Source organism: Streptomyces sp. NBC_00377 (assembly GCF_036075115.1).
Lineage (GTDB): Bacteria > Actinomycetota > Actinomycetes > Streptomycetales > Streptomycetaceae > Streptomyces.
Genome location: NZ_CP107958.1, coordinates 8,783,880 through 8,806,387, shown reverse-complemented (window position 1 = coordinate 8,806,387; position 22,508 = coordinate 8,783,880). Strand labels below are relative to the sequence as shown.

27 protein-coding genes and 1 pseudogene are annotated in these 22,508 nt (G+C 70.4%); 14 read left to right on the top strand and 14 right to left on the bottom strand.

Annotated elements, in window-relative coordinates; all coding sequences use genetic code 11:
- Positions 1-386: 386 nt before the first annotated feature.
- Complete coding sequence (locus OHS71_RS39155) at positions 387-980, bottom strand: VOC family protein (protein ID WP_328484067.1); 594 nt, start codon at positions 978-980, stop codon at positions 387-389.
- Positions 981-1,089: 109 nt separating this feature from the next.
- Positions 1,090-2,028 carry an RNA polymerase sigma factor SigJ gene (sigJ, locus tag OHS71_RS39150; protein ID WP_328484066.1) on the bottom strand — a complete coding sequence of 313 codons (939 nt, stop codon included), beginning with the start codon at positions 2,026-2,028 and terminating at the stop codon, positions 1,090-1,092.
- 156 nt (positions 2,029-2,184) lie between these two features.
- Between sigJ and OHS71_RS39145 the strand changes: the two genes are divergently transcribed.
- On the top strand, positions 2,185-3,294 hold the full coding sequence (locus OHS71_RS39145; RefSeq protein WP_328484065.1) for an LUD domain-containing protein: 1,110 nt from the start codon (positions 2,185-2,187) through the stop codon (positions 3,292-3,294).
- A 183-nt stretch (positions 3,295-3,477) separates the two neighbouring features.
- Here the strand turns inward: OHS71_RS39145 and OHS71_RS39140 are convergent, their stop codons facing one another.
- Positions 3,478-3,855: a fic family toxin-antitoxin system, toxin component gene (locus OHS71_RS39140; protein ID WP_328484064.1), complete on the bottom strand. Its 378-nt coding sequence runs from the start codon at positions 3,853-3,855 to the stop codon at positions 3,478-3,480.
- The gene (locus OHS71_RS39135; RefSeq protein ID WP_328484063.1) at positions 3,855-4,094 is read right to left on the bottom strand and encodes a hypothetical protein; all 240 of its coding nucleotides are present in this window, start codon (positions 4,092-4,094) and stop codon (positions 3,855-3,857) included. The genes OHS71_RS39140 and OHS71_RS39135 overlap by 1 nt, the downstream gene beginning before the upstream one ends.
- 231 nt (positions 4,095-4,325) lie before the next feature.
- Here OHS71_RS39135 and OHS71_RS39130 point away from each other — a divergent pair, with 231 nt between their 5' ends.
- Together OHS71_RS39130 and OHS71_RS39125 are read left to right on the top strand one after the other, a co-directional pair.
- The gene (locus OHS71_RS39130) at positions 4,326-5,027 is read left to right on the top strand and encodes a 2-phosphosulfolactate phosphatase (protein WP_328484062.1); all 702 of its coding nucleotides are present in this window, start codon (positions 4,326-4,328) and stop codon (positions 5,025-5,027) included.
- A gap of 149 nt (positions 5,028-5,176) precedes the next feature.
- Positions 5,177-6,082: a trypsin-like serine peptidase gene (locus tag OHS71_RS39125; RefSeq protein WP_328484061.1), complete on the top strand. Its 906-nt coding sequence runs from the start codon at positions 5,177-5,179 to the stop codon at positions 6,080-6,082.
- 38 nt (positions 6,083-6,120) lie between these two features.
- Here OHS71_RS39125 and OHS71_RS39120 read toward each other — a convergent pair whose 3' ends face one another.
- Both OHS71_RS39120 and OHS71_RS39115 read right to left on the bottom strand, forming a co-directional pair.
- On the bottom strand, positions 6,121-7,251 hold the full coding sequence (locus OHS71_RS39120) for a sensor histidine kinase (RefSeq protein ID WP_328484060.1): 1,131 nt from the start codon (positions 7,249-7,251) through the stop codon (positions 6,121-6,123).
- 10 nt (positions 7,252-7,261) lie between these two features.
- Positions 7,262-7,957, bottom strand: coding sequence for a response regulator transcription factor (locus tag OHS71_RS39115; protein WP_328484059.1), 696 nt, complete (start codon positions 7,955-7,957; stop codon positions 7,262-7,264).
- 429 nt (positions 7,958-8,386) lie between these two features.
- Between OHS71_RS39115 and OHS71_RS39110 the strand changes: the two genes are divergently transcribed.
- The 4 genes from OHS71_RS39110 (at position 8,387) to OHS71_RS39095 (ending at position 10,879) form a co-directional block, all read left to right on the top strand.
- Positions 8,387-9,376, top strand: a complete 990-nt coding sequence (locus OHS71_RS39110) for an endonuclease/exonuclease/phosphatase family protein (protein ID WP_328484791.1) — start codon at positions 8,387-8,389, stop codon at positions 9,374-9,376.
- 154 nt (positions 9,377-9,530) lie between these two features.
- Complete coding sequence (locus OHS71_RS39105; protein ID WP_328484058.1) at positions 9,531-9,929, top strand: DUF6234 family protein; 399 nt, start codon at positions 9,531-9,533, stop codon at positions 9,927-9,929.
- 166 nt (positions 9,930-10,095) lie between these two features.
- Positions 10,096-10,266 carry a hypothetical protein gene (locus OHS71_RS39100; protein ID WP_046260526.1) on the top strand — a complete coding sequence of 57 codons (171 nt, stop codon included), beginning with the start codon at positions 10,096-10,098 and terminating at the stop codon, positions 10,264-10,266.
- Between the two features lie 376 nt (positions 10,267-10,642).
- Entirely contained in the window at positions 10,643-10,879 is a 237-nt protein-coding gene (locus tag OHS71_RS39095) for a hypothetical protein (protein WP_328484057.1), read from the top strand.
- Positions 10,880-11,099: 220 nt separating this feature from the next.
- Here OHS71_RS39095 and OHS71_RS39090 read toward each other — a convergent pair whose 3' ends face one another.
- Positions 11,100-11,390 carry a hypothetical protein gene (locus OHS71_RS39090; protein ID WP_328484056.1) on the bottom strand — a complete coding sequence of 97 codons (291 nt, stop codon included), beginning with the start codon at positions 11,388-11,390 and terminating at the stop codon, positions 11,100-11,102.
- A gap of 664 nt (positions 11,391-12,054) precedes the next feature.
- Between OHS71_RS39090 and OHS71_RS39085 the strand changes: the two genes are divergently transcribed.
- The 4 genes from OHS71_RS39085 to OHS71_RS39070 all read left to right on the top strand — a co-directional run bounded on the left by OHS71_RS39085 (position 12,055) and on the right by OHS71_RS39070 (position 13,982).
- On the top strand, positions 12,055-12,420 hold the full coding sequence (locus tag OHS71_RS39085) for an STAS domain-containing protein (protein WP_328484055.1): 366 nt from the start codon (positions 12,055-12,057) through the stop codon (positions 12,418-12,420).
- 152 nt (positions 12,421-12,572) lie between these two features.
- Complete coding sequence (locus OHS71_RS39080) at positions 12,573-12,926, top strand: DUF805 domain-containing protein (protein ID WP_328484054.1); 354 nt, start codon at positions 12,573-12,575, stop codon at positions 12,924-12,926.
- 223 nt (positions 12,927-13,149) lie between these two features.
- Positions 13,150-13,335, top strand: coding sequence for a hypothetical protein (locus tag OHS71_RS39075; RefSeq protein ID WP_328484053.1), 186 nt, complete (start codon positions 13,150-13,152; stop codon positions 13,333-13,335).
- Positions 13,302-13,982: a hypothetical protein gene (locus OHS71_RS39070; protein WP_328484052.1), complete on the top strand. Its 681-nt coding sequence runs from the start codon at positions 13,302-13,304 to the stop codon at positions 13,980-13,982. Before OHS71_RS39075 ends, OHS71_RS39070 begins: the two co-directional genes overlap by 34 nt.
- Positions 13,983-14,119: 137 nt before the next feature.
- Here the strand turns inward: OHS71_RS39070 and OHS71_RS39065 are convergent, their stop codons facing one another.
- The 5 genes and pseudogenes from OHS71_RS39065 to OHS71_RS39045 all read right to left on the bottom strand — a co-directional run bounded on the left by OHS71_RS39065 (position 14,120) and on the right by OHS71_RS39045 (position 18,074).
- A complete protein-coding gene (locus OHS71_RS39065) occupies positions 14,120-14,440 on the bottom strand; it encodes a hypothetical protein (RefSeq protein WP_328484051.1) in 321 nt (106 codons plus the stop codon).
- Positions 14,441-14,875: 435 nt separating this feature from the next.
- The gene (locus tag OHS71_RS39060) at positions 14,876-15,895 is read right to left on the bottom strand and encodes an SH3 domain-containing protein (protein ID WP_328484050.1); all 1,020 of its coding nucleotides are present in this window, start codon (positions 15,893-15,895) and stop codon (positions 14,876-14,878) included.
- 361 nt (positions 15,896-16,256) lie between these two features.
- A complete protein-coding gene (locus OHS71_RS39055) occupies positions 16,257-16,499 on the bottom strand; it encodes a DUF6411 family protein (RefSeq protein ID WP_328484790.1) in 243 nt (80 codons plus the stop codon).
- A gap of 214 nt (positions 16,500-16,713) precedes the next feature.
- A pseudogene (locus OHS71_RS39050) lies at positions 16,714-17,226 on the bottom strand (MFS transporter); the annotation flags it as partial.
- Positions 17,227-17,339: 113 nt separating this feature from the next.
- Positions 17,340-18,074, bottom strand: a complete 735-nt coding sequence (locus OHS71_RS39045) for a nucleotidyltransferase domain-containing protein (protein WP_328484049.1) — start codon at positions 18,072-18,074, stop codon at positions 17,340-17,342.
- A gap of 160 nt (positions 18,075-18,234) precedes the next feature.
- Between OHS71_RS39045 and OHS71_RS39040 the strand changes: the two genes are divergently transcribed.
- Both OHS71_RS39040 and OHS71_RS39035 read left to right on the top strand, forming a co-directional pair.
- Positions 18,235-19,221: a L,D-transpeptidase gene (locus tag OHS71_RS39040; RefSeq protein ID WP_328484048.1), complete on the top strand. Its 987-nt coding sequence runs from the start codon at positions 18,235-18,237 to the stop codon at positions 19,219-19,221.
- 175 nt (positions 19,222-19,396) lie between these two features.
- Entirely contained in the window at positions 19,397-19,750 is a 354-nt protein-coding gene (locus tag OHS71_RS39035) for a hypothetical protein (RefSeq protein WP_328484047.1), read from the top strand.
- Positions 19,751-19,924: 174 nt separating this feature from the next.
- Here the strand turns inward: OHS71_RS39035 and OHS71_RS39030 are convergent, their stop codons facing one another.
- Positions 19,925-20,620, bottom strand: coding sequence for an SDR family NAD(P)-dependent oxidoreductase (locus OHS71_RS39030; RefSeq protein WP_328484046.1), 696 nt, complete (start codon positions 20,618-20,620; stop codon positions 19,925-19,927).
- A 104-nt stretch (positions 20,621-20,724) separates the two neighbouring features.
- On the opposite strand from OHS71_RS39030, the gene OHS71_RS39025 reads away from it, so the two are divergent.
- Positions 20,725-21,600, top strand: coding sequence for a helix-turn-helix transcriptional regulator (locus tag OHS71_RS39025; protein ID WP_328484789.1), 876 nt, complete (start codon positions 20,725-20,727; stop codon positions 21,598-21,600).
- Between the two features lie 174 nt (positions 21,601-21,774).
- On the opposite strand, the gene OHS71_RS39020 is transcribed toward OHS71_RS39025, so the two are convergent.
- On the bottom strand, positions 21,775-22,488 hold the full coding sequence (locus OHS71_RS39020; RefSeq protein ID WP_328484045.1) for a TetR/AcrR family transcriptional regulator: 714 nt from the start codon (positions 22,486-22,488) through the stop codon (positions 21,775-21,777).
- Between the last annotated feature and the right edge of the window lie 20 nt (positions 22,489-22,508).

Here is a 22,508-nt window from a genome sequence, read left to right as displayed (position 1 = left end):
GTCCGGGCGCGCGCACCATCGGCGGGCCGCACACGGGCGACGTGAGTCCGACGCCCACCGACGGGTCGGATCCGCGTCGCGATGACGGCCGCTCAGGCCGTGCAGCTGCGCCGCGCGCTCGCCCCGCCGCCGCCCTCACCCGTCGACTTCGGCGTGCGACGGCGCTGGTGGGTGGCGCCGAGAGGTGGGCCGAGACCGGCGGGGCAGTACGCGCCCCCACTTCGCCGACCAGCTGTCCGCGCAGGAGCCCGCCTCGTCGCGTCGGCGCGTACGCGTGGGAAGCCGGTCCCGGCTTCTGTGGAGCCAACCCTCCCGGACCGGGCGCGGACCGCCGACCGCCGACCGCCGACTACCGCGCATGCCGCCTCGATGGAGGAGACGGCCGGTCAGCGCGTGACGTGGAACTCGTTCCCGCCGGCGTCCACGAACTCGCCGGATTCACCGTCGCGCCGGGTCACCTCAAGACGCAGCCTGTTCCGCCCCGTCTTCGGCGCCGCAGGCGGTCCCATCACCAGTGAGACCGTGCTGGTGGGACGACGGCGCAGCCGAAAGCCCCAGTCGTACGACTCGACCGCACGCCACTCGGCCTGGAACTCCCAGAAGGCCCGCTGTCCGTAGCGGTCCTCCTCGGCGATGTCGAGGCAGATCGCGGCGAGGCCGGCGTCGGCGAGCACGCCGGGATGACCGGGCCGCAGGACGCAGAACTCGTTGCCCTCGGGATCCGCCAGCACGTCCCACGGGACGTCCCCCTGGCCGATGTCGACCCGTGTCGCTCCGAGTGCGAGCAGGCGCGCCACCTCGCCCTGCCAGTCCGGCCCTCCGGCCAGGTCGAGATGGAGCCGGTTCTTCTGCGCCGCCTTCGGCTTCGTCGTGGGCACGAACCGCAGCCGCAGACCGTCTGTCCGGCCTCTCGTCGCGTCCAGCCAGAAGCGGTCCAGGCGCGCCGCGTCCAGCGCGTCGATCACGATCCCGGTCAGCATCCAGTTCCCCCCGGACCGTCGAACCCAGTGCCTGCTCATTGTCGCCGCTGAGTACGTCAGGTGCTGTGATCCTTCCGGATACGGAGGGAAAGGAAACTGCGAGCACACCTCATGTGATGCGCCACGGACGGAGCTTCTCGGGGTTCCGCACTGCCCAGATGTGCCTGATCCGGTCGTCCGCGATCTCGAACGCGAACACGGTCGCGATGTCGCCGTCCTGCAACGCCGCCAAGCCGGGCAGGCCGTTGACCGTGCATTCCATGAACGTCGTGCGGTCGCCCGCCACACGGGCGATCTTGGCGTATGCCTTCGCGATCCGCTCACCGCCCACGATCGGGTGCAGGTGGGTGACGGCCAGCCCGCCGCCGTCGGCGGTCGCGGTGGCGTCGGGGTCGAGCAGCCCGACCAGCGCGTCGATGTCCTTCGTCTCCCACGCCCTTTTGAACTGCCTCACGACATGGGCCTGTCCGGCACTCGAGTCCGCGGGCGTCCGTGCGGTCCGGATGCGACGCCGAGCGGACGAGGCCAACTGGCGGCACGCCGCCGCAGTGCGGCCCGTGACCTCGGCGACCTCGCCGAAGGGATAGCAGAACACGTCGTGCAGGACGAACGCGACGCGCTCGGCCGGGGTCATCGAATCGAGGACCACCAGGAAGGCCATCGTCACCGACTCGTCGAGTGTGACCCGATCGGCCGGGTCGAGCCCGCCGCCGCCGGAGTGCCCGGTGATCCACTGCACGGGATCGGGCAGCGGCTCGGGGATCCACTCGCCCACGTACGTCTCCCGCCTGGCCCGCGCCGAGCCGAGGAGGTTCAGACAGATGCGGCTGGCGACCGTCATCAGCCAGGCGCCGGGCGACTCGATCGCCCGCTGCTCCTGTGGCGAGAGGGCGTACCAGCGGGTGTAGGTCTCCTGCACGACGTCCTCGGCGTCGGCCAAGGATCCGAGGAGCCGATAGCCGAGGTTGATCAGCCGGCGCCGCTCGCTCATGATCGCGCTGAGGCCCGGATCGCCTTGATCGTCGCCGGGTCCGGCTGTGGTGGTCATGATCTGGACGTCTCCCTCGCTCGCTTCCCTGCCTCTACCCGTTACGACAGGACAGCCCTTCGGAATGTGAGGCCGACGCGCCGCCTCACATTCCGAGGGGCTGCGTTGTCGTCACGGTGAGGACGACGACAAGACCAAGACGGAGAGACGACTTTGATGAACGACTTCCAGGCCATCGCGGACCGCGTCGAGATCGAGGCACTGCGCGGCGAGTTCACCGACGCGGCGATGATGCGCGACCGCCCCCGTCTGGCGTCGCTGTTCACACCGGACGGCGCCCTGCGCATGCCCAACATCCCCGTCGAGCAGATCGGCCGGGACGAGATCCGCGCCGGGGGCGAGCGGCTCCAGAGCCAGTGGGACTTCTTCGTGCAGACCACACACCCCGGCACGATCCTGCTCGACGGCGACACCGCCACCGGCCGCGCCTACATCCAGGAACTCGCTCGTACCCTCGACGGACGTCAGGGTCTCAACTACGCCGTCTACCACGACCGTTACCAGCGCACAGCGGAGGGCTGGAAGTTCGCCGAGCGGGTGTACGAGGTCAGGTACCTCGACACCTCCCCGCTGGCGGGCACGGCGCCCACGGCGGCGCGGGGTTCGCAAACCGGTCCGACCGGTCCGGAACACGCCACGGCCGGCACGGCTTCGGCCCCGTCCTTCGCCGACCCGGCATCGTCCGAACGACTGGAGCGGGCTGCCGCCGCGCTGAGCACCAACGGCTTCGCCGTCGAGATCCTTGACGATGCCGCGGCCGCGCGCGCCCGCGTCAAGGACTTGCTCCCCGAGGGCGCCGGCGTGCTCACCGGAGCCAGCGAGACCCTTCGGTTGTCCGGCATCGACGAGGACATCAACGGCGGCGGCCGGTACGACGCCGTCAGGCCGCGCGTCCTGGCCATCGACCGTGCCACCGGCGCCGAAGAGATCCGGAAGCTGCTCGCCTGCCCCGCATTCGTCGTCAACAGCGTCGCCGCGGTCACCGAGACCGGCTCGCTCCTTCTCGCTTCGGGCAGCGGCAGCCAACTCCCCGCCAACGCCGGCGGAGCCGCTCACGCGATCTGGGTCGTCGGTGCGCAGAAGGTGGTGCCCGACCTCAGCACCGCGTTGCGCCGCGTCGAAGAGCACGCCCTGCCGCTGGAGAACGCCCGCGCCCAGGCGGTGTACGGGACGCCCAGCGCCGTCAACCGGCTGCTCGTCCTCAACGCGGAACCCCGCCCGGGGCGCGGCACGGTGCTGCTTCTCCGGGAGGCGATCGGATATTGACCGGCCCAGGGGTCCGGCGGCGGTCACGGATGCGTTGCCGGGTAGGCGAAAGAGCCGCGCGAGCATCTCGGCAGCCGGGTGGGGGCTTTCGTCGTGACGCCCGCAGCCGATCCACCGCCGCGACCGCCGCCACGCCCGAGGCCGGCCTATGGGCCCGGAGCAGCAACGGCAGGCCTGTGGGTGTCAGGTGACGGTGGGCCAGTTCCGCAGCAGAGCAGCGATCTTCCCGACGGTACAGGTGGGATCGAGGAGCAGGTCCTTGAGGGCGACGGCGTCCTCACGGGCGGGCTTGAGGGGAATTCCGGCGGCCTCGAGGTACATGACGCCTGTGGCCGCGGCGACGGCCATGTTGGAGCGCTCCAGCCAGCGGCACCGGCCCAGCGTGTGCACCAAGGCGGCTGCCTTGGCGTACGGGCCGTCGTAGACGGGCTGTTCGAACAGCTCGGCCCGGTGCCGGGCGACCGCCGACAGGGGAACGCCGTAGTCGTCGGGTGCCGGATCGTTCGCTCCTGCGGCCTCCGCGACCTTCAGGATCCAGGGAACGTCGATGTGCAGATCCATCAGGCCGCGCGCGCTCCCGCAGGCGCCTGCTGGGCGTCCTCGGCCTCGTCGAAGACCGTCTGGTGTTCGGCCAGGAAGCGGGCGGCCGCGTCCACCGCACGGGCGCGCAGGCCACTGGCGTCGTCCTGCACCAGCCTGGCGAGGTAGTCCCCGATGCTCAGTCCCAGGTCGGCGGCGCGCTTCTTGGCGAGTTCCGCCACGTCCTCATCCACCCGCGCGCCCAGTTGTGTCTTGGCCATAGCAGCATGGTAACAGCTGTTACCAAGCGCCGGGCGTCAGCGACAGGAAAGGCGGGCACACGTCCGGCCACTGCCGAGCCATGCGGCGACCGAGCAGTCATGACCAGCGCCGTGCCACCTGACACGGGGCCCGGCGCGGACGGCCGACGGATGCGGGCACACCGAGACCGACGATATGACGTAAGCCACTCCACAGCTGCTCCGGGTCGGGCGTGCGGAATCATGAGCGGAATGGACGCCCGCTTTGTTGGCATCACCGGTCTGGTCGAGGCCCCGTCCGTCGCGGTCGTGGTCGACGTCATGCGCGCCTTCACCGTCGCCGCCTGGGTCTTCGCCCAAGGGGCGGAAAAGATCGTGCTGGCCGAGTCGCTTGACGACGCTCTGGCGCTCAAGGCTCACCACCCGGATCGGCTGGCGCTCAAAGACGGTCCGCCCGCGCCCGGGTTCGACCTGGTCAACTCGCCGGGGCTGCTGCGCTCTGCCGACCTTGACGGACGAACGGTCGTACAGAAGACCACGGCGGGAACGGTCGGCGCCCTTGCGGTCAAGGAGGCGTCGCTGGTGCTCTGCGCCGGTTTCGTGGTGGCGGAGGCAACCGCTCGGCTCCTGCGGACGCGCAGGGGCGACAGTGTCACGTTCGTGGTCACCGGCGACGACGGACGGGCCGAAGAAGATCTGGCGTGCGCTCAGTACATCGCCGCGCGGGCGACCGACGCCGGGACGGATGCGGCCGGGTTCCTTCGCCGCGCCGCCGAGTCGCGCGCCGCAGCCGATCTGACGACGGGTGTACGTCGAGGAACCCACCCTGACGACGTTGCGCTCTGTCTTGAGCTCGACCGGTTTCCCTTCGCCATGGTGGCGGCCCTGGAGGATTCGCTCATGGTCCTGCGGCCCTGCGCCGTACCCTCGCCGGCCGACGACGCCTCACTCTGACAGAACCGCGATGCCCTGGCCGTCCACGTCTCGAGCGCCCGGGCCGGAGGCGGCCAGCTGACGAAAGATCAGACGGCGGATGCACGGCACCCTCCGGAATCGCATCCTCCCAGGTGATCACCACATCCCGATCACCCGAGAGGACATCCATGTCGCCCACCCTGTCCCGAGGCACGCGCCGTACCGTCGCCGGTCTCGCCACCGCCCTGCTGGCGCTGGCCTGCCCCCTCGCGGCTCCGGCCCTACCCGCAGCGGCCGCCACCGGAACCGGGCAGGTCAGTACGGTCACCTACACGGCGGCAGAGGTGTCCGACGCCCTCTCCTACTGGACGCCCGCGCGCATGAAGCAGGTCAGCCGCGCCGTCGACCTGGGCCCGACCGGACCGCTCAGCAAGCCCTGGACCGGCAAGGGCATCCCCAGCATCGGCCGCCTCTTCTTCGTCGACTCCAGGGGGCAGGACACCTGGTGCACGGCCAGCGCCGTCACCAGCAGCAACCGCTCGGTGATCATGACCGCCGCTCACTGCGCACGGCTCGGCTCCTCGCCCGTCAACACCTACAGCGACATCGTCTTCGTCCCCGGTTACACCAAGGGCAAGACGCCGTACGGCCGCTACGCCGTCAAGGCGACGACGACACCGCGCTCCTGGGCCGAGGACACCGTCGATGACGTGGCTGCGATGGTCGTCGCCACCCCGGCGTACGGGAAGCGGCTCACCGACGCGGTGGGGGCGCAGAACATCGCGTTCGGCCGTGCGGCCGGTGAGCGGGTCGCCGCCTTCGGCTATCCCGCGACCAGTCCCCAGCGGGGTGAGTCGCTGCTCTACTGCGCCGGTACCACCCAGCGTGCCCCCGAGGGCGAACAGCGCGTCCCGTGCGACCTCGGCGGCGGCGCGAGCGGTGGCCCCTGGCTCGCCGGCTTCGACTCCGCCACCGGCAAGGGCACCGTGGTGTCCGTCAACAGCCACGGCCAGGGCGACGGCGGCAGCCCGATGTACGGGCCTACGCTCGACAAGACCGCGCGGGCCGTCTACGACGCCGCCCAGCGCGGCTGATCACCGGGACTTCGGCCGACCGGAGCGGCGCTCCTCCCCTACCGCGGCCGCTCGTCGGCCCCTCTCCCTGGTTCAGCGCTTGCCGGTGTGCGGGGCTGACGCGGTAGTTCCACGGTGATGCGGATCCCGCCGGCAGAGCGCGGGGTCAGGGTCAGTGTCCCGTCGTGCGCGTGAGTGATGTTCTTGACGATGGCCAGGCCGAGGCCGACGCCCGCATGACCGGCGTGTACGCGCTCGGTGCCGCGCTGGAACGGTTCGGTGAGGGTCGAGGCCAGCTCTGGACTGAGCCTGCGGCCGCTGTTCTCGACGGTGAGCACCACGGTCCTCGGGCGGATGCTGGTGTCGACCCGCACGGTGCCCTGTTCCGGCAGGTTGTGGACGATCGCGTTGTGCAGGAGGTTCGTGGTCAGCTGGAGCAGGAGCGCCTGCGATCCGATCGTGGGGGTGAAGTCGCCCGAGGTTTCGATGCTGACGCCGTGCGCTTCCGCGAGGGGGAGGAGTGTCTCGGTGGCCTCCTCCACGAGCAGGGACAGGTCGACGGGTTCCGGGGTGAAGGACCTCTGGTCGGCGCGGCTGAGCAGGAGCAGTGCTTCCGTGAGGTCGATCGCTCGGGTGTTGACTTCGTGGAGACGGTCGATGACCTCGCCCGCGTCGTGGTCCGGATCGGTGCGCGCCACGTCGAGAAGCGCCTTCGAGATCGCCAGCGGGGTGCGCAACTCGTGTGAGGCGTTGGCTGCGAATCTGCGCTGTTCGGCGACGTGCGCTTCGAGCCGTTCCAGCATCGTGTCGAAGGCGTCGGCCAGTTCGCGGAACTCGTCCGTACGGCCCGGCAGCCGGATTCGATGAGAAAGCGATCCGTTCGCGGCCGTGCGTGTGGCGCCCGTGATGCGGGTCAGCGGAGCGAGCATCCGGCCGGCGAGGACCCACCCTCCCACGAGGCCGAACACCAGCAGGAACGCCACCACTGCGGCTGCTCTCGGAGCGAAAAGGCGCAGGAGGTTGGACCGGACGGGAAAGACACCATGGGTGGACGGGCCGTTGGGGACGATGAGCGTCGCGCGATCAGGCACATAACGCAGGAGGAACACCCACACGGCGACGAGCAGCAAGCCGCCGGCGAGCATGATGAATCCGGCGTAGCTGAGGGCGAGTTTGCGGCGAACGCTCATCCCCGGTGCTCTATTCACCTTCGCCTCCCTCGCGTCCGGCCTCCGGTGGTGTGTCGATGCGGTAGCCGACGCCTGGCACCGTGGCGATGACCCGGGGTTCGCCGAGGCGTTTGCGCAGTGCCGAGACGGTGATGCGGACGGCGTTGGTGAACGGGTCGGCGTTCTCGTCCCACGCCCGTTCCAGGAGTTGTTCGGCGCTGACGACACCGCCTTCGGCAGCGACGAGGACTTCGAGCACGGCGAACTGCTTCCTGGTCAGCGCCACATAGCGGCCGTCCCGGTAGACCTCTCTGCGGAACGGGTCCAGCCGAAGACCCGCGATCTCCCGCACCGGCGGCCTGCTGTGGCCACGTCTGCGGTCGAGCGCGCGGAGCCTGAGCGCGAGTTCCCGGAGTTCGAAGGGCTTCGTGAGGTAGTCGTCGGCGCCGAGTTCGAAGCCGGAGGCCTTGTCGTCGAGACGGTCGGCCGCGGTGAGCATGAGGATCGGTGTCCCGCTGCCCGAGGCGACGATGCGTCGGGCGATCTCGTCACCGGACGGTCCGGGAACGTCGCGGTCGAGGACGGCGATGTCGTAGGCGTTGGCACCGAGCAGTTCCAGAGCGGTGTCGCCGTCACCCGCGATGTCGGCCGCGATCGCTTCGAGGCGCAGGCCGTCGCGGATGGCTTCCGCCAGATAGGGCTCGTCCTCGACGATCAACACGCGCATGCCGCCGATGCTACGAGCCGGCGCATATCGGCGGCGTATCGAAAACCGCATACGCGGCGACAACACGGCACTGTCTTGACTGGCTGCATGGCTCGGATCCCACCGCGCCGGCGTCGACTCACCTGCCGGGAACGCCACCGGCACCCGGGCCTCGGCTGCGACGGCAGGCTGTCGCAGCCGAGGCCCGGGTGCCGAGTGCGCCAGACCTTCGGGAACGGACCCCGGCACTACGGATCGCAGCACCGCCGCGATCGACCGCGGCAGCCCGCGCAGGTATGCGGCCCCCGCCCGTACCCCGAGGAATGAGCAGTCGCCGGCAGTGAGCGAGGACGGACGATGACGCAGGTGAACAGGGCAGAGACGGCCGGTCAGGACGGCGCCGGCCATCGGGAGACCGGTCGAGGTACCCGGCACGCCGGCATCCGCCGGATGATCCGCATGGGCTCCCGACCGGAGCTCTGGAAGCGCGGTCCCGTGCTCACTGCGCTGGCGCTGCTGCTCGGCCTGTCCATGCTGCTGCACGCCGAGATACCGAACCGGATCGGGAACCTCGGCAGCCTGGCGGAAACGGTCCTGCCATGGTTCGGCCTGTTCGTCCCGATGCTGCTGGCCGGGGCGCTGTGGCGCCGCTCCGCCTCCGCGGTGACCGCGCTGCTGCTGCCGGTCCTGGTGTGGCTGAACCTCTTCGGCGGGCTGCTCGGCGACAAGTCCCACCCGGGCAGCGAATTCACCGTGGCCAGCCACAACGTCGGCGCCGACAATCCCGATCCGACCGGCACCGCACGCGACCTGGCCGCCTCGGGTGCGGACGTCCTGGCCCTGGAGGAGATAACCCCGCAGGCGAAGCCTCTGTACGAGAGGGAACTGGCGAAGACGTACCCGTACCACACGGTGCAGGGCACCATCGGGCTGTGGAGCAAGGCGCCGCTGTCGGACACCCGGCCGGTCGACATCAAGACGGACTACGGGCCGCTGGCGGACACCAAGCCGCTCGCCGTCAGGATGGCCTATACCCGGGCGCTGCGCACCACGGTGGCCACGGACCAGGGTCCGCTGGCGGTCTATGTGGCACACCTGGGGTCCGCACGGGTCAATCCCGGGGCGGGCTTTTGGACAGTCTCGAGAGACAGGGGCGCGCAGGCGCTCGGGGAGGCCGTCGCCGCCGAGCAGAACGAGCGGGTGGTACTGCTCGGCGACCTGAACGGCACCATGGACGACCGCGCGTTCGCCGGCCTCACCTCGCAGCTGCGTTCGGCCCAGGAGGTGGCCGGCAACGGCTTCGGTTTCAGCTGGCCCGCGAAGTTCCCGGTGGTGCGGATCGACCAGATCCTGGTCCGCGGCGTCGAGCCCCGGAGCTCGTGGTCGCTGCCGGCCACGGGCAGCGACCACCTGCCGGTGGCGGCGGGAATCAGCTGGTGACACCTCGACCGAGCACCTGGGAACGACGGTTGGCCTGCCTGGCCGCTCTGGGCACGGCACGACCCGGTCACCCACCACCTCTGCCTCTGCACCGGCCCGGACTTGAGTACGCGTGCTCATGCGTACCACCACCTCGGCTCGCCACCCTTCGACCATGACGACTCCCGTACCCGGACCGCATCACTGGCGCCCCTGGTCGCACCGAACACGCCGGGGCGTTGATCTCGCCCTCGCGATACCGCTGTTCCTGCTGGAGACCGCCTGGCTCGTGCTGGACTGGATGTTCGGCCTGGGCCTGGAGGTATGGGCGGCGCAAGGGGACCGGGCGCGGGCCGACGCGGCCGCGCTCGCGCACATCGACCGGGTACGGGTGTTCTTGGTCGCTGTACTCGTCCTGGCAGTGCTCGCAGCACTCTTCCGTGCACGCTGGACACTGATCGCGCACGTGTTGCTGGCTCTCCTGGCCGGCCAGGTGCTGGTGGTCACGCAACACGAGTGGGACAACGACCACACCCCGGCACCGGGGTGCATCCGCTACAGCGCGAGTTGCTGAGACACAGTCCTGCGCCACCCACACACGGCTCCGCGCGCGAAGAGGTGAACGGCCAGGGAGACTCGGGGTCCAGCGCCAGTACCCACAAGAGCGGCGTAGAAACCAGGCGAATGGGCCGTGTGCTCTTGGATTCGCCGGGCACAAGGAGCGTCGGAGGTTGATAACTATGGTTCCCCTGCTTCTCGTTCTGCTGCTGGCCCTGATCCTCTTCGGCGCGGGTTTCGCGCTGAAGGCACTCTGGTGGATCGCCGTCATCGTGCTGGCCGTCTGGCTGCTGGGCTTCGTCATGCGCAGCGCCGACACGGGCGGCCGCAAGGGCCGCTGGTATCGCTGGTAACCCCGCCCCCGCAACCGGCCTGTGGGCCCCGGAGAGACATCCGGGGCCCACAGGCATGTTCCGCCCCGGAACCCGGCCGGGAATGCGGCGCAACCATCCCCCGCCGCCCAGGCCGACCATGGCTGCTTTGAGTGATCCCCTCCTCACGCGAGGGCTCCGCGTGTGTCCGCCGGGGCGCCCGTGACCCCCGGGCAGTGACGCCCGTCTCACGTCCCACGTCGGGCTTGCCGTACTCGCCAGTACCGCTGGACGCTGCTGCCTCCAACTCGCCCTGGACTTGGGAGTGTTCGTGATCGCCTGCCCGTCGTCGAAGTGCGCTTCTCCGAACGTCGCGGATCTTCCGCACTACTGGCAGTCATTGCCGTCGGATTCGCCGTTGAAGAAGAAGTACGCTCCGCCGGACGCACCGAGGGTCTCGTACTGGGCGGCTGTGGTCGCCGTCGTCATCGGTGTTGTGTCGGCTACAGGCGGCGCCGTTCTGCTCGGGCTGCTGCTGGTGGCGGGCGGCGTCGGCTGGGGCGCGCTCGTGTTCAAGGCCACGCAGTACGCGGACGCGCAGCGGGCAAGGTGGGAGGTCTCGCACGTCTGCCTCGCCTGCACCGGCACCTTCTGACCATGTGTCAGCATCCGCTGCCCGAGGGGCGGCACCCGGGTCACCGACCCGAAGGGTCGGGCGGCGTCGCCCGGCAGGCAGCTGCCGTGGACGAGGTGGGGGGCGCCGCGACGCGCGGCCCAGCCCCCCGCGAGCGTACGCGTCGTCCGTCCGGTCCCGCAGCCACGGGTGCGTACACGCCCGGACGGCCGACGGGACGGCGAGCCGAGCGACGCTCGACTCACAGGCCCCGGGGGTCGCGCCGCCCCCTGGCACTGACGATGCCTGAGCGGGGCTTCACGATCACCGGGCAGGAGTTCCACAGCTCAACCCCTGCCGTGATCAGCTCCAGTACCGCGCGCTGCTCGGCAGCGGTCCATTCGGCGCACTCGCCACCGAACAACTTCTCGTAGGCGCCGTGGTGCACCGCGCTCTGCGGGGGCAGACGGTGGACCTCGCCGAGTCCTCGGGCCAGATCCTCGAAGAAGTTCCACGCCTCCAGCACCGCTCCCGAGGGGACGGACCGACGCACCGGGTCCTCCAACCAGCGCTGGACACGCGTGAGTTCCAGAGCACCTCCTTCAGAAACGGCCGGCCTCCGTCCTCGTCGGCCGGCGTACGTCCGCGCCTGCCGAACCGTCGTGAACACCGGCACCCGGCAGCGATCGGCTCCTCGCAGCGCCCACACGCGATCGGGTTCGTCGCCCTCGCCACCGACCCACAGCACTACCGCGCTGCGGCCGCGCCCACGCACCCGGTACACATAGAGATTCCCACGCCCTCGATCTTCGGCCGCGCACGCATCTGCTCTCTCGGTCTCCGCCACACCCCCCACACTGACACGGCCTGCGCTGTCGACTGTGGGGGGTCATGGGCCGGGGTCACCTCGTCGACATGGACGGCCGTCGGCGGGTCGCCCGCGGGGGCCACTTCGGCGAACCTGCCGACCGCAGCCCACCCTCGACGCGAAACTCAACTGCGTTATCACTACCGGTAGTTCATGCCCGCCGAGCCCGCTACTTCTCCGGACTACGGCCAAACCATACCAATGCCACCACCGAATGTCTACGCTGACCAACATAGATTTTCGAATGTCGGGCATTGAGGTATCGTCTTGCACAGTGGTCGAGGGCGATACTTCGGGGCAGAGTCCCCGCGACCGCGTCCCACATGCCCCAGGAGCAGACGAGGAGACGGTGACCGACATCCAGAAGGAAGACCGGCCCAGCCGGTTCTCCGTCCAGCCCTCGATGGTCGACGGCGTCCTCGTCGTGACGGTGCACGGCGAGATCGACCACGACGTCAAGGATGCCCTCAGCCGGGCACTGACCCCTGAAGACGTCATGACGCCGCCCCGGATCGTCGCGGATCTCAGCGGTGTGTCCTTCATGGACTCCAGCGGGATCAACGTCTTCGTCACCGCCCACCGACGCGTGAGCGACGCCGAAGGATGGCTGCGTATCGCCGGCGCTCAGGAGCCTGTCGTTCGACTTCTGCACCTGGTCGGCGTGGACACCTTCATCGCATGCCATCCCACTGTCGAGCAGGCCCTGAGCACCTGAACACCGGCCCGGACAACCGGGCGTGTCCTGCCTGGTCACCGTAGGGCTGCGACCTCGTAACAGGTTGCTTAGCACATGACAAAAGGCTGGATTCCCTCCATGTGGCCTGATGTGATGGCGACACACACAACTTCCCTGGGGGGACAAGCGGTATGCACTGGTACGTGGATGTACTGAAGAAGTACGCGGTGTTCGGCGGGCGCGCCCGTCGGCAGGAATACTGGATGTTCACCCTGTTCAGCGTCATCGTCAGCATCGTGCTGGCGATCATCGACGCCGCAATCGGTTCGAGCATCCTGGGCATCATCTACGCCGTCGCCGTTCTGCTGCCCTCCCTTGGGGTCGCGGTCCGCCGTCTGCACGACACCGGCAGGTCCGGCTGGTGGATCCTCATCGCCCTCATCCCGCTGGTCGGCGCGATCGTCCTGCTCGTGTTCCTCGCCAGCGAGGGCAAGCAGGAGCCCAACCAGTACGGCCCCAACCCGAAGCTGGCCCCCGCCTACTGAGACCGCGCAACACCGAAGGCTCGCCGGATCGTTCCGGCGAGCCTTTTCATGTCCGCGCCCGGCAACCCGCCGAGCCGCGGTGGCCCCTGACCTGTCTCCGCGGTCCTGTGGCGCGGCAGCGACCGGATGTTGTCCTTTCCCACGGCCGGAGGACCTGTCACAACCCGTCCTTTCCGCACGGGAGGTGAGCGATTTCAGGAGACCGACATGCAACACTTCCAACATGAGCGCCGCCGGCCGTACCCCCCTCGCCTCGACCGGCAGGGGCGAGCGCGCCGCCGCGCCCGACCTGTCCGGCAAGACCGTCGCCGACGGACAGCTCGACCCCACGCAGTACAAGGACAGGGGCATCGCCCTCCACGTACGGGGCTGCTCATGTCCCGGGCGAGCCGGGTGGTCAGCGCGGTGACGGGGCACCCGCGGTTGCGCTTCGACGGCTGGATCGCGGGTGTGGGTACCTCGTCCGGCACACGCGTGGTGCTCGGACACTGGCCGCGGTCGCCGTTCGGACCGTTCAGCGATGCCATGGTGGAGCGGGCCGACGGAGAGCGACTGCTGCTGGCCCCCACCCGGGAGATCGCGGACTTCGTCAGCGGGACCTACACCTTCGACACCGTACGTGTCGTACCGGTCGACGTGAGCGTCGCGCAGGACACCTGGACCGTGACCGCGACCCCCCTCCGCCTGCGCTTCACCACCGGTCGGCGGGGCATCCTGGGCCTCCTGCTGCGTGCTGTTCCCGGCGCCCTCGCCCGCCGTCCGGCCTGGAGCGCGCTCACGGACCGGCCCGCCCGCCTGGTGCTGGCCGGTGTGCGCACCCGAGGCAGTGCGGGCGGTGGCCGCAGGGAATGGTACGGCGCACAGGACCTGCGGCCCATCCGGGCCCTGACAGGGGTACTCGACGGCGAGGATCTGGGTGCGCTGACGCAAGTCGAACCACCCGTGCGGTTCGGCTTCGGTTCAGTACCCCGGCAACCCTCCCTCGTACGAGTCACCACGACGGTGGCACTGCCCCGGAACGCGGACGACGAATCAGGCGCAGACCACATGACGTGAGGCAGCACGCCACGACACCCGCAGACGGCCGACGACGGGTGCATCGTGGGGCGGTGCACCCGCCTGACCTCGGGCTACCGATGAACACACCGCCCTCGCCCTCGGTCACCCGTTCCCCCGCCGCCAGTGACGTCGTATCAGACGAGTCGTAGCAGATACGCTCCCGGTGCACAGGCCAGGGGAACGTGACCGGGCTGCTCCAGGTAGGCGACCGCGTCCGGAGCCACGGTGACGACGCCCACGCCTCGGCTCAGCGGATCCCAGGCCTGCCCGGCATCGCCTCGACGGGGCCACATCGAGACGCCGCCGTACGGCGCGGTCACCAGCTCCCTCGCACCCGCGTCGCCGATCGCCCGGGCGGCCTCGCCCGGCGAGTCGACCCACACGACCGGTGGGCGCCTCTGCCCCAGGTCGTCGTACAGCTGAGCGAGCGCCCACTCGGCAAGGGATTCGTCCACCGGTGCATCCAGGGCCGCGGCGGACCGCCAGGGTTCACACCACCGCGCCAGTAGCCGCCTCTGCTCCGGTCCCCACTTCGTACGAGTACGCTTCGACGTCACAACCGCCCCCTCCGGTCTCGACGGGCCGCACGCTGCCACAGCCGACAACGAGGCCGGGTCGTCACGTTCCCGGCTGTCGAACGCCTCGACCCCGTGCCCACCGCGTACTGACGCCGCCTGTTCCACCGCCGTCGAGGGGGATACCGCTGACACAACCGGCCCCGCCGGCGTTCGAGGTCAGGCGGACCCCCTTGTCGTTGGTGACGCCCTCGTCGGTCACACTCCGACCGACCACCCAGCACCGCGCCGGACGGGAATCACCCGCATACAGCTTGCCGACGACACCACACGAAGTGAACGGACACGAGCGAACACTGGTCTCGGTCCAGGCCGTCACCGTCGCCGGACCACCTCGCCGTCCGGCATGAAGGTGACGTCCACCCAGTCGTTGTCGGTCATGCCGAGGCCGTCCCAGAAGGTGCCGTCCGCGAGGTCGATGCCGGCCGGGTTCGCGGCCCGCCGGCCGAACTCGTCGAAGCCGTCGTTGTAGCCGTCGACATACGCGGCCTGCGCCTCGGGGGTGCCCTGTGGCAGGTCCCGCCACATCTCCCGCTGGGCGGACGGGTTCCAGTAGTCGTCGCGGGTGTTCCACGGGCCGACGTCCCACACGGGCGCGGTCTCACAGCGCCCCTCGTAGCACAGACGCACCTGGTACTCGTGTCCGCCGTTGACCGTCAGCATCCGCCGCGAGGGCAGGGCCACGAAGTGGTCTCGGGGCTGGATGACGTGGCCGTTCGCGGTGGTCCCCCCGGTGAGGCCCTCCCGGGTGGCGAACAGGCGGTAGGCCGGACCGGACCTGGCCGCCGACGTGCCGTCCTGCGGCGCGGGCTGCACGGCTGCGGCGGCGACGGTGACGGCGTGGACGATGGGTGACGGCCCGGCGGGGACACCGAGCAGGGTGAGCCGGACCTCGACGAGCGACACCGCCTGCGGCAGCCGGACCTCGCCGGCGCCGTCCACTGCCCGCCACTGCGTCCAGGTGCCCGGACGGTTGCTGCCCCGGATCTCCGTCCGCACCCCGGTGCCGGCGGGGACCTCCGCCTCGGTCCGCACGGTGAACGCCGTGAGCGGGCGGCCGAGGCTTCTGCCGGGCGACGTGTAGACGGCGGAGGCGCCGGGTACCGACCGTGTCCCGCCGTTGCTGTCCTTGACGGTGATCCCGTCCGGACGTCGGGCGACGTTGCCCCGGCCGGTCTCCGGTCCCGCCAGGTCGATGCGCCAGCTGTCCTGACGTCTCGGATCCTGCGCGGCGGCGCGCGGCGCCGTCAGACCCGCCAGGACCAGCATCAGACACAGGATCTGCGTTCCCCTCAGCGGCCTACGCCACTGGGCACGCACGGATACGACGGGCACGGGTTTCCCCTCGGTGGATGCGGACGACGCTCCAGGACTACCCGCTCCCCGGGGCAGCGTCTCTCCGCCCGCATCCGGACACCCCGCGGAACCGCCGCGCGCTCGGCGTCCGTGATCCGGCCTTCCCCCCAGCACCCACGACGGTATTAGGCATCGCGAGTCGGCTCGACCAAGGCCCGTGGGTGCGGATCCCGCACTCCGACGGCCCAAGACGGAGTACGGCCATACGGACCAGCGGGACGTCTCCGCCGGGCGGCAGGTGTCGGCCGGTCAGCGCATCGCCCCGACGGGACAGCGCGGCCACGCACCGGGGCAGCGCGTCCCGGTGCGTGGCCTGGTGGGTGCACCCGCCGCTGCCCGGTCAGAACGGCATGCGTCCCCGCGCCCGGCGGCCGGCGGAGCCGCTGCGCCCCACGGCCCGCGAGCTGGACTGGAAGGGCTTGCTCAGCAGGCGCCCCAGCGGACCAGGAGCCTTGGAACCGGCGCGGGATCCCAGACCCAGGGTGCGCTGGGCGCCGTTCTGGGGGTGCCGGCTCAGCCGCGGAACCATGAACGCGAGTACCGCGAGGACTACGCAGAGGGCGATCACGCCGACGATCATCATGAGGAACTCCTGGTCCGGTGCGGACGGTTCACCCGCGTGCCGCGACACGCGAAGCTTTGTCTGTCACCGACCGACTGCCCGCATCGGCGCGGGGCACGCCAGGGCGCACAACCAGGATCGAGGCAGCGCCCGGCCGACGTCCGCCCGGACCTGGATGTGCGCGGGTCCCGCCATTCCCGTACGCGAGGCCGGCGCGGCCGGGTCGTACAAGGGTCTACGCGTTCGGCAGCGCCCGTCCCAGGCGGGCGAGCGGGGACGAGGCCATCAGCGCCGGAGAGAGCATCATGCCCGCGAGGGTCACCAGGAGGCTGGTGCGCAACCCCCACTCCCCCGCGAGGAATCCGCCGAGCAGCGAGCCCAGTGGGGTCAGTCCCATGCCGACGAACGTGATCGTGGCGGCCGCACGGGCCTGCATCCCGTCCGGGGTGACGGCCTGGCGGACGGCCATGACCGTGACATTCACCACCTGGCCGCCGGCGCCGAACACGAAGCCGACCGCGAGAAGCGCGGCCACAGTCACCGCAGAGGGGCCGTGCAGCGCGGGCACACACAAGAACGCGCCGTCGCCGACTGCCGCCGCGGACACGAGCACGGCACCGTGGCCGAGGCGGCCCGGCAGGCGGGCGGCCAGTGCCGAGCCCAGGAGCGCGCCCGGCCCCGTCGCCGCGAGCGCAAGTCCTACGGCTGTGCCCGACAGGTGCAGTTCCCGCGGCAGGAAGAGCAGGTAGCCGCCGCTCCCCTCACCGGCTTCGACTGATCTCGGAGCGAGCCCGTCGGACCGAGCCCCGGAGGGACCGGGCATCCGCTCAGGCGTGGGCGGGAACCTCACCTCGCCAGCACCTACGGGAGCGGGCGACCTCGTCGCCGGAATGTCGAGGAGGCCTTCGGGACGGGCTTCGGAGTGGGCTGCGAGGCGTCTTGCATCGCCGGCTCCATCAGCCAGGGATGCCCAGGGTGCACGTGCTCCAGCCACTCTCCGAGGCGGGCCCGCCGCGCCCGGCCCAGCAGCGGCAGCATGCCGTCGAAGTCCGCCTGGTCCTTGGTCCGCGGCGCCTTCGCCTTGAACAGCAGCACCAACTCCGGTACGAGGAAGGGGATACCGTCCGTCGTCCGCTCGATGATCGTGTCGTAGGGCAGCCGCAGCGTCTCGTCCCGTCGGCAGATCCACGTCCCGCCCTCGTGCGGCTCGCGGAAGACGTCGAACAGGAACCGACCGGTCACCGGGTCCCGGAGCCAGGTCTGGTGCGTGGCCGCCATCGCCTCGGCCCCGGCTTCCGACCCTGGCCCCGTCCCGGCCCAGACCCGTCCCGAACCCACCGCGTCCCAGGCGTACTCGGGGAAGCGGTCCCGGATCTCCGGGAATCCCGCCACGGGCACCGCGATCTCCAGGTCACCGTGCGGCCGCGACTGCTCACCGCGGAAGAGATCCAGCGCCCACCCCGCTGCGACGCACCACGAAGCAGAGATCCCTTCCAGCCGCTCCGCGACCTGTGCCGGACTCCAGGCGTCCGACCACCGTGCGGTCAGTTCATCCGCATCGAGCACCGCACCGCCGCACGGCAGGGAGTCGGCCATCGGCCCACCATACTGGCGTCGGCCGCCCTGCTTGCCGAACGTCCGCGCATCGAGTTTTGGGACACGTTTTACGTGGCACACGCAACTGCGACCCGGGCTGTCACTGTCTGACAGTGAGCCGGGTCCGTCAGGGCCGAAGATCGAGAGAGCGGGGCACGTCGTGGGACGGCGCAAGGGCGGCATAGGGATCGCACTCGTCACGGGTGTGGTGCTGGTGGGTGCGAGTGCCTGCGGCGGAGGCGGCAGCGACAAGGCGAGCGGCGACGACGCGAAGGCATCGGGGAACCCGAGTGCGAGCGCCAAGCCGTCACCGACGAAGCCCGCGGGCCCGCCGATGCTGCTGGAGACCATCACCCCGCAGACGGGAACCACGGTCGGCGTGGCCATGCCGGTCTCGGTGGTCTTCACGAACCCGGTTTCGGCCAAGGCGCGGGCCACGGTCGAGAAGCACATGAAGGTGAGCGCCTCGCAGCCGGTGGCCGGCGCCTGGCACTGGTTCGGCGACAAGCGCGCCGACTGGCGCCCGAAGACGTACTGGCCCTCCGGCACGACTGTGAAGATCGACGCTGACATGACGGGCGTCAGCAACGGCAACGGACGCTTCGGCGTGCGCGACTACACGCACACCTTCAAGATCGGTGACGACGTGCGCGCGGAGGTCTCGGTGACCGGGCACACCATGAAGGTCACCCGGAACGGCCGGAACCTGCGCACTCTGTCGATCAACGCGGGCAGCTCCGAGTATCCGACGTGGAACGGCACGATGGCCGTCATCGACAAGCAGGAGAAGGTCCACATGACCTCCTGCAGCGTCGGCATCAGCTGTGACAAGGGCAGCCCCAACTACTACGACCTGACGCTTCCCTGGGACGTCCACCTGACCCAGTCCGGCACGTACGTGCACTACTCGACCGGCGACCCGAATCCGGGCAGCGGCAGTGCCCGCGGCTCGCACGGCTGTGTCCACCTGTCCATGTCGGACGCCAAGTGGTTCTACGGCCAGGTCAAGCAGGGCGATCCCGTGACCATCACCGGCTCGCCCCGCGCCAAGGCCCCGGCCGACAACGGCTACGCCGACTTCAACCTGGGATGGGACCAGTGGCTCGCGGGCAGCGCCTCCGGCGAGGAATCGACCGCGACGCTGTGAGGCGCTGTGCGCGTGGCGGCGGCGATCAACAGGTGACGTGTGACCGCGCGGCCGTCACCGCCCGCTGCCCGCGCCTTGCCCCGGGTGCGGAGCCGCCTGCCGCATGACACTTGTCATGCGCGACACCGGACGGCGGGCACTGGGGCCCAAGTGCCGCCACCCGTACGGTACTTCCATGACGAAGAGCAACGGGGCGAACCCGCGGAAGACCGACGTCAAGGTGAGCCTGATAGGCGGTCACCGCCTGGAGGGAGCGACCCTCCACGAGCGGACGGTCACCGCCTCCCTCATCGGCGGCGCGGACATCGATCTGACGGACATCGACCTCCCGGACGGCGCCGAGCTGCGCATCACCAAGCTGAGCCTGATCGGCGGCGTCAGCCTCAGGGTCCGCCACGACGTCAGGGTGGAGGTGCACGGGTTGCGCCTGGGCGGAGTCAAGGACGACGGACCGAGCGAGCCGGGCGGCCCGACCGTCAGGATCGACGCCTGGGGCCTGGTGGGCGGCGTCACCGTCCGCCGTGCCTAGCCCGGCGGCACACGGCGCGCCGTACTCCGGCGGCGGGAAGCGTGCGGCGCGGCGCCCCACGGCAGCCGCTGTGCACCGGCCCGGCCCGGCCGCCGGGACCCTGGCCGGCTCCGGCGCCGCAGCGGGCGGCACCGCGGTGCCGAGGGGCTCCGGTCCCCGCGCCTGCCGGGTCCACTACCAGGCGATCTCACCGGTTCGGTCGACGAAGCGTCCGGAGCCGGACCCGGGCTTCTCGGTGGCGAGCCCGACGATCGCGTCCGTGCCTTCTGTGACGGTCTGGGGGCCGCTGTGGCCGTTGAGGTCGGTCGCCGTGTAGCCGGGATCGGCGGCATTCACGCGGATGCCGGGCAGCGCCTTCGCATACTGCGTGGTCAGCATCGTGAGCGCCGCCTTCGACGCGCAGTAGAGGGGCACGACGGCGTGGGACTCGACCCGCGACGGATCATGGGTGAAGGCGAGCGAGCCCATTCCGCTGCTGACATTGACGATCACCGGGTCCGGCGACCGGCGCAGCAACGGCAGGAACGCCGTGGTCGTGCGGACGACACCGGCGACGTTGACGTCGAGGACACCGAGGGCGTCGGCGCCGGTCAGGGTGCCGGGATCACCGGCGGGACCGGCGATGCCGGCGTTGTTGATCAGAACGTCGATCGAGCCCTCGTGCTCGGCGACATCCGCGGCCGCCGCGGTGACGGACGCGTCGTCGGTCACGTCGATGGGGACGAAGCGCGCGCCGAGCGCGGCGGCGGCCTCTGCGCCCTGTTCGGGGTCACGAGCGCCGACCAGCACGCTGTGACCGAGTTCGATGAGACGGCGGGCGCTCTCGCGACCGAGCCCCTTGTTGGCTCCGGTGATGAAGATGATCGTCATGCATGCAGTGTTCGCCCACCCGTGGCGCCCGGCCAGGGACGCTTCGACGGTGGGAGAGGCAGTACCACCTTCGGCATCACCGTCGACGGCCGAAGCGCAGGATGATGGACGTCATGACGACGACACCCGGAGCCGGACTGGGGACGATGATCCGGACATGGCGGAATCGACTGCCCCCGGCGGCCGCGGCGCTGCCGGTGGGCCCGGCACGGCGCGCGGTCGGGCTGCGCCGCGAGGAGCTTGCCGAACTCGCCGGTATGTCCGTCGACTATGTCGTACGCCTGGAACAGGGGCGCGCCACGACGCCGTCGGCGCAGGTGGTGGCTTCGCTGGCCCGCGCACTCCAGCTGTCCGCCGCCGAACGGGATCATCTGTACCGGCTGGCCCAGCTCGTCCCGCCGACCGATGGCGCGATCTCCGGCCACATCACACCTGGCGTTCACCGTGTGCTGAGCCGGCTCGGAGACGTCGCGGTCGCCGTGTTCGCGGCGGACTGGCAACTGATCTGGTGGAACCGCGGTTGGGCCGCGCTGGTCGGCGATCCCTCGTCGGTGCCGCCGCGGCTGCGTAATTTCGCCCGCGAGAGGTTCCCGGTGGGCGTAGATCATGTCCGCCTCGGGCTGTGGCCCGTGACCGAGGCGGACCGTGCTGCCACCGACGCCGCCATCGTGTCCGACCTGCGCCGCGCGACCGGTCGTTTCCCGCACGACAGCCGCCTGGCGGAGCTGGTCCGGGTTCTGGGAGCAGGCAACGAACGGTTCGCCGAGCTGTGGGCGAACGGTACCGTCGCCTCTCACCGTGAGGATCACAAGACGGTCGAGCACCCCGTGGTGGGACCGGTCGAAGTGGACTGCGATGTGCTGACCGACGGCGATTCCGACAGCAAGATCGTGATCTTGACTGCCGTACCCGGCAGCGCCGACGAGACCAAACTGAAGCTCGCCTCCATCGCCGGTCAGCCGACCGCCGCACATCAGTAGGGCGACTTCCGGGAAGCGGATCACGAACGACGGACGCCGGCGGGATCGCGCGTCGTGCTCCTGCGGCTCCCAGGCCCGAAGCAGGTCGAAAGGCCCCGGTCGCCTTCGAGTGTGCGGGAGACGGTCCTGCGGTCCCCACCGGTTTCCGCGCTCCGCGCAGGCCGTCCCGCGGCTTCATTTCCGCGGTACGAACCCGTCCAGTACCCGCTCCAGCGCCGTCTCGAACACGGTCTCCAGATCGATCGGTCCCGGGTCCTCCATGAACGCCGCGGCCATCCGCGGATAGGCTCCGCTCGCCACCTGGCTGCCCAGATAGGCGATCCGCACCGCGTTCTCCTCCTCCTCGGACCACGGCAACGACCGCGTCCGCTCCGCGGTGGCCAGCTCGTTCGCCGTGTACGTCGTCACGACCCCGTTGAGCATCGCGATGAGCTGCATCTTCATGCCGTACTTCATGTCCAGCGGATCCAGGCAGGCCAGACAGTGCTCCAGATAGCGCAGCGCATGGGGGCTGAACCCGTACACCGGTGACATCAGCCGGGGCAGCCAGGGGTGCCGCTTCATCAGCGCACGGGTGTCCCGCGCCACCCGCAGTATGTCGGCCCGCCAGTCCCCGCTGGGCTCCCATGTCTCGTGCTCGCCGCTCACCGCGTCGACCATCAACTCGTAGAGGTCCTCCTTGCGGGGGACGTAGTTGTACAGCGACATGGTCCCGCAGCCCAGTACGGCCGCGACGTGCCGCATGGACACCGCGTCCAGTCCGCCCTCGTCGGCGGTCCGCACCGCCGCCGCCGCGATGTCCGCGCGCGTGTACGCGGGCTTCGGCCCCCGGCCCGTGCGCTCGGCACGGGCCCAGATCACTTCGGGTACGGCCGCTCGGCCCGCCATGGATCATCACCTCGGCCACC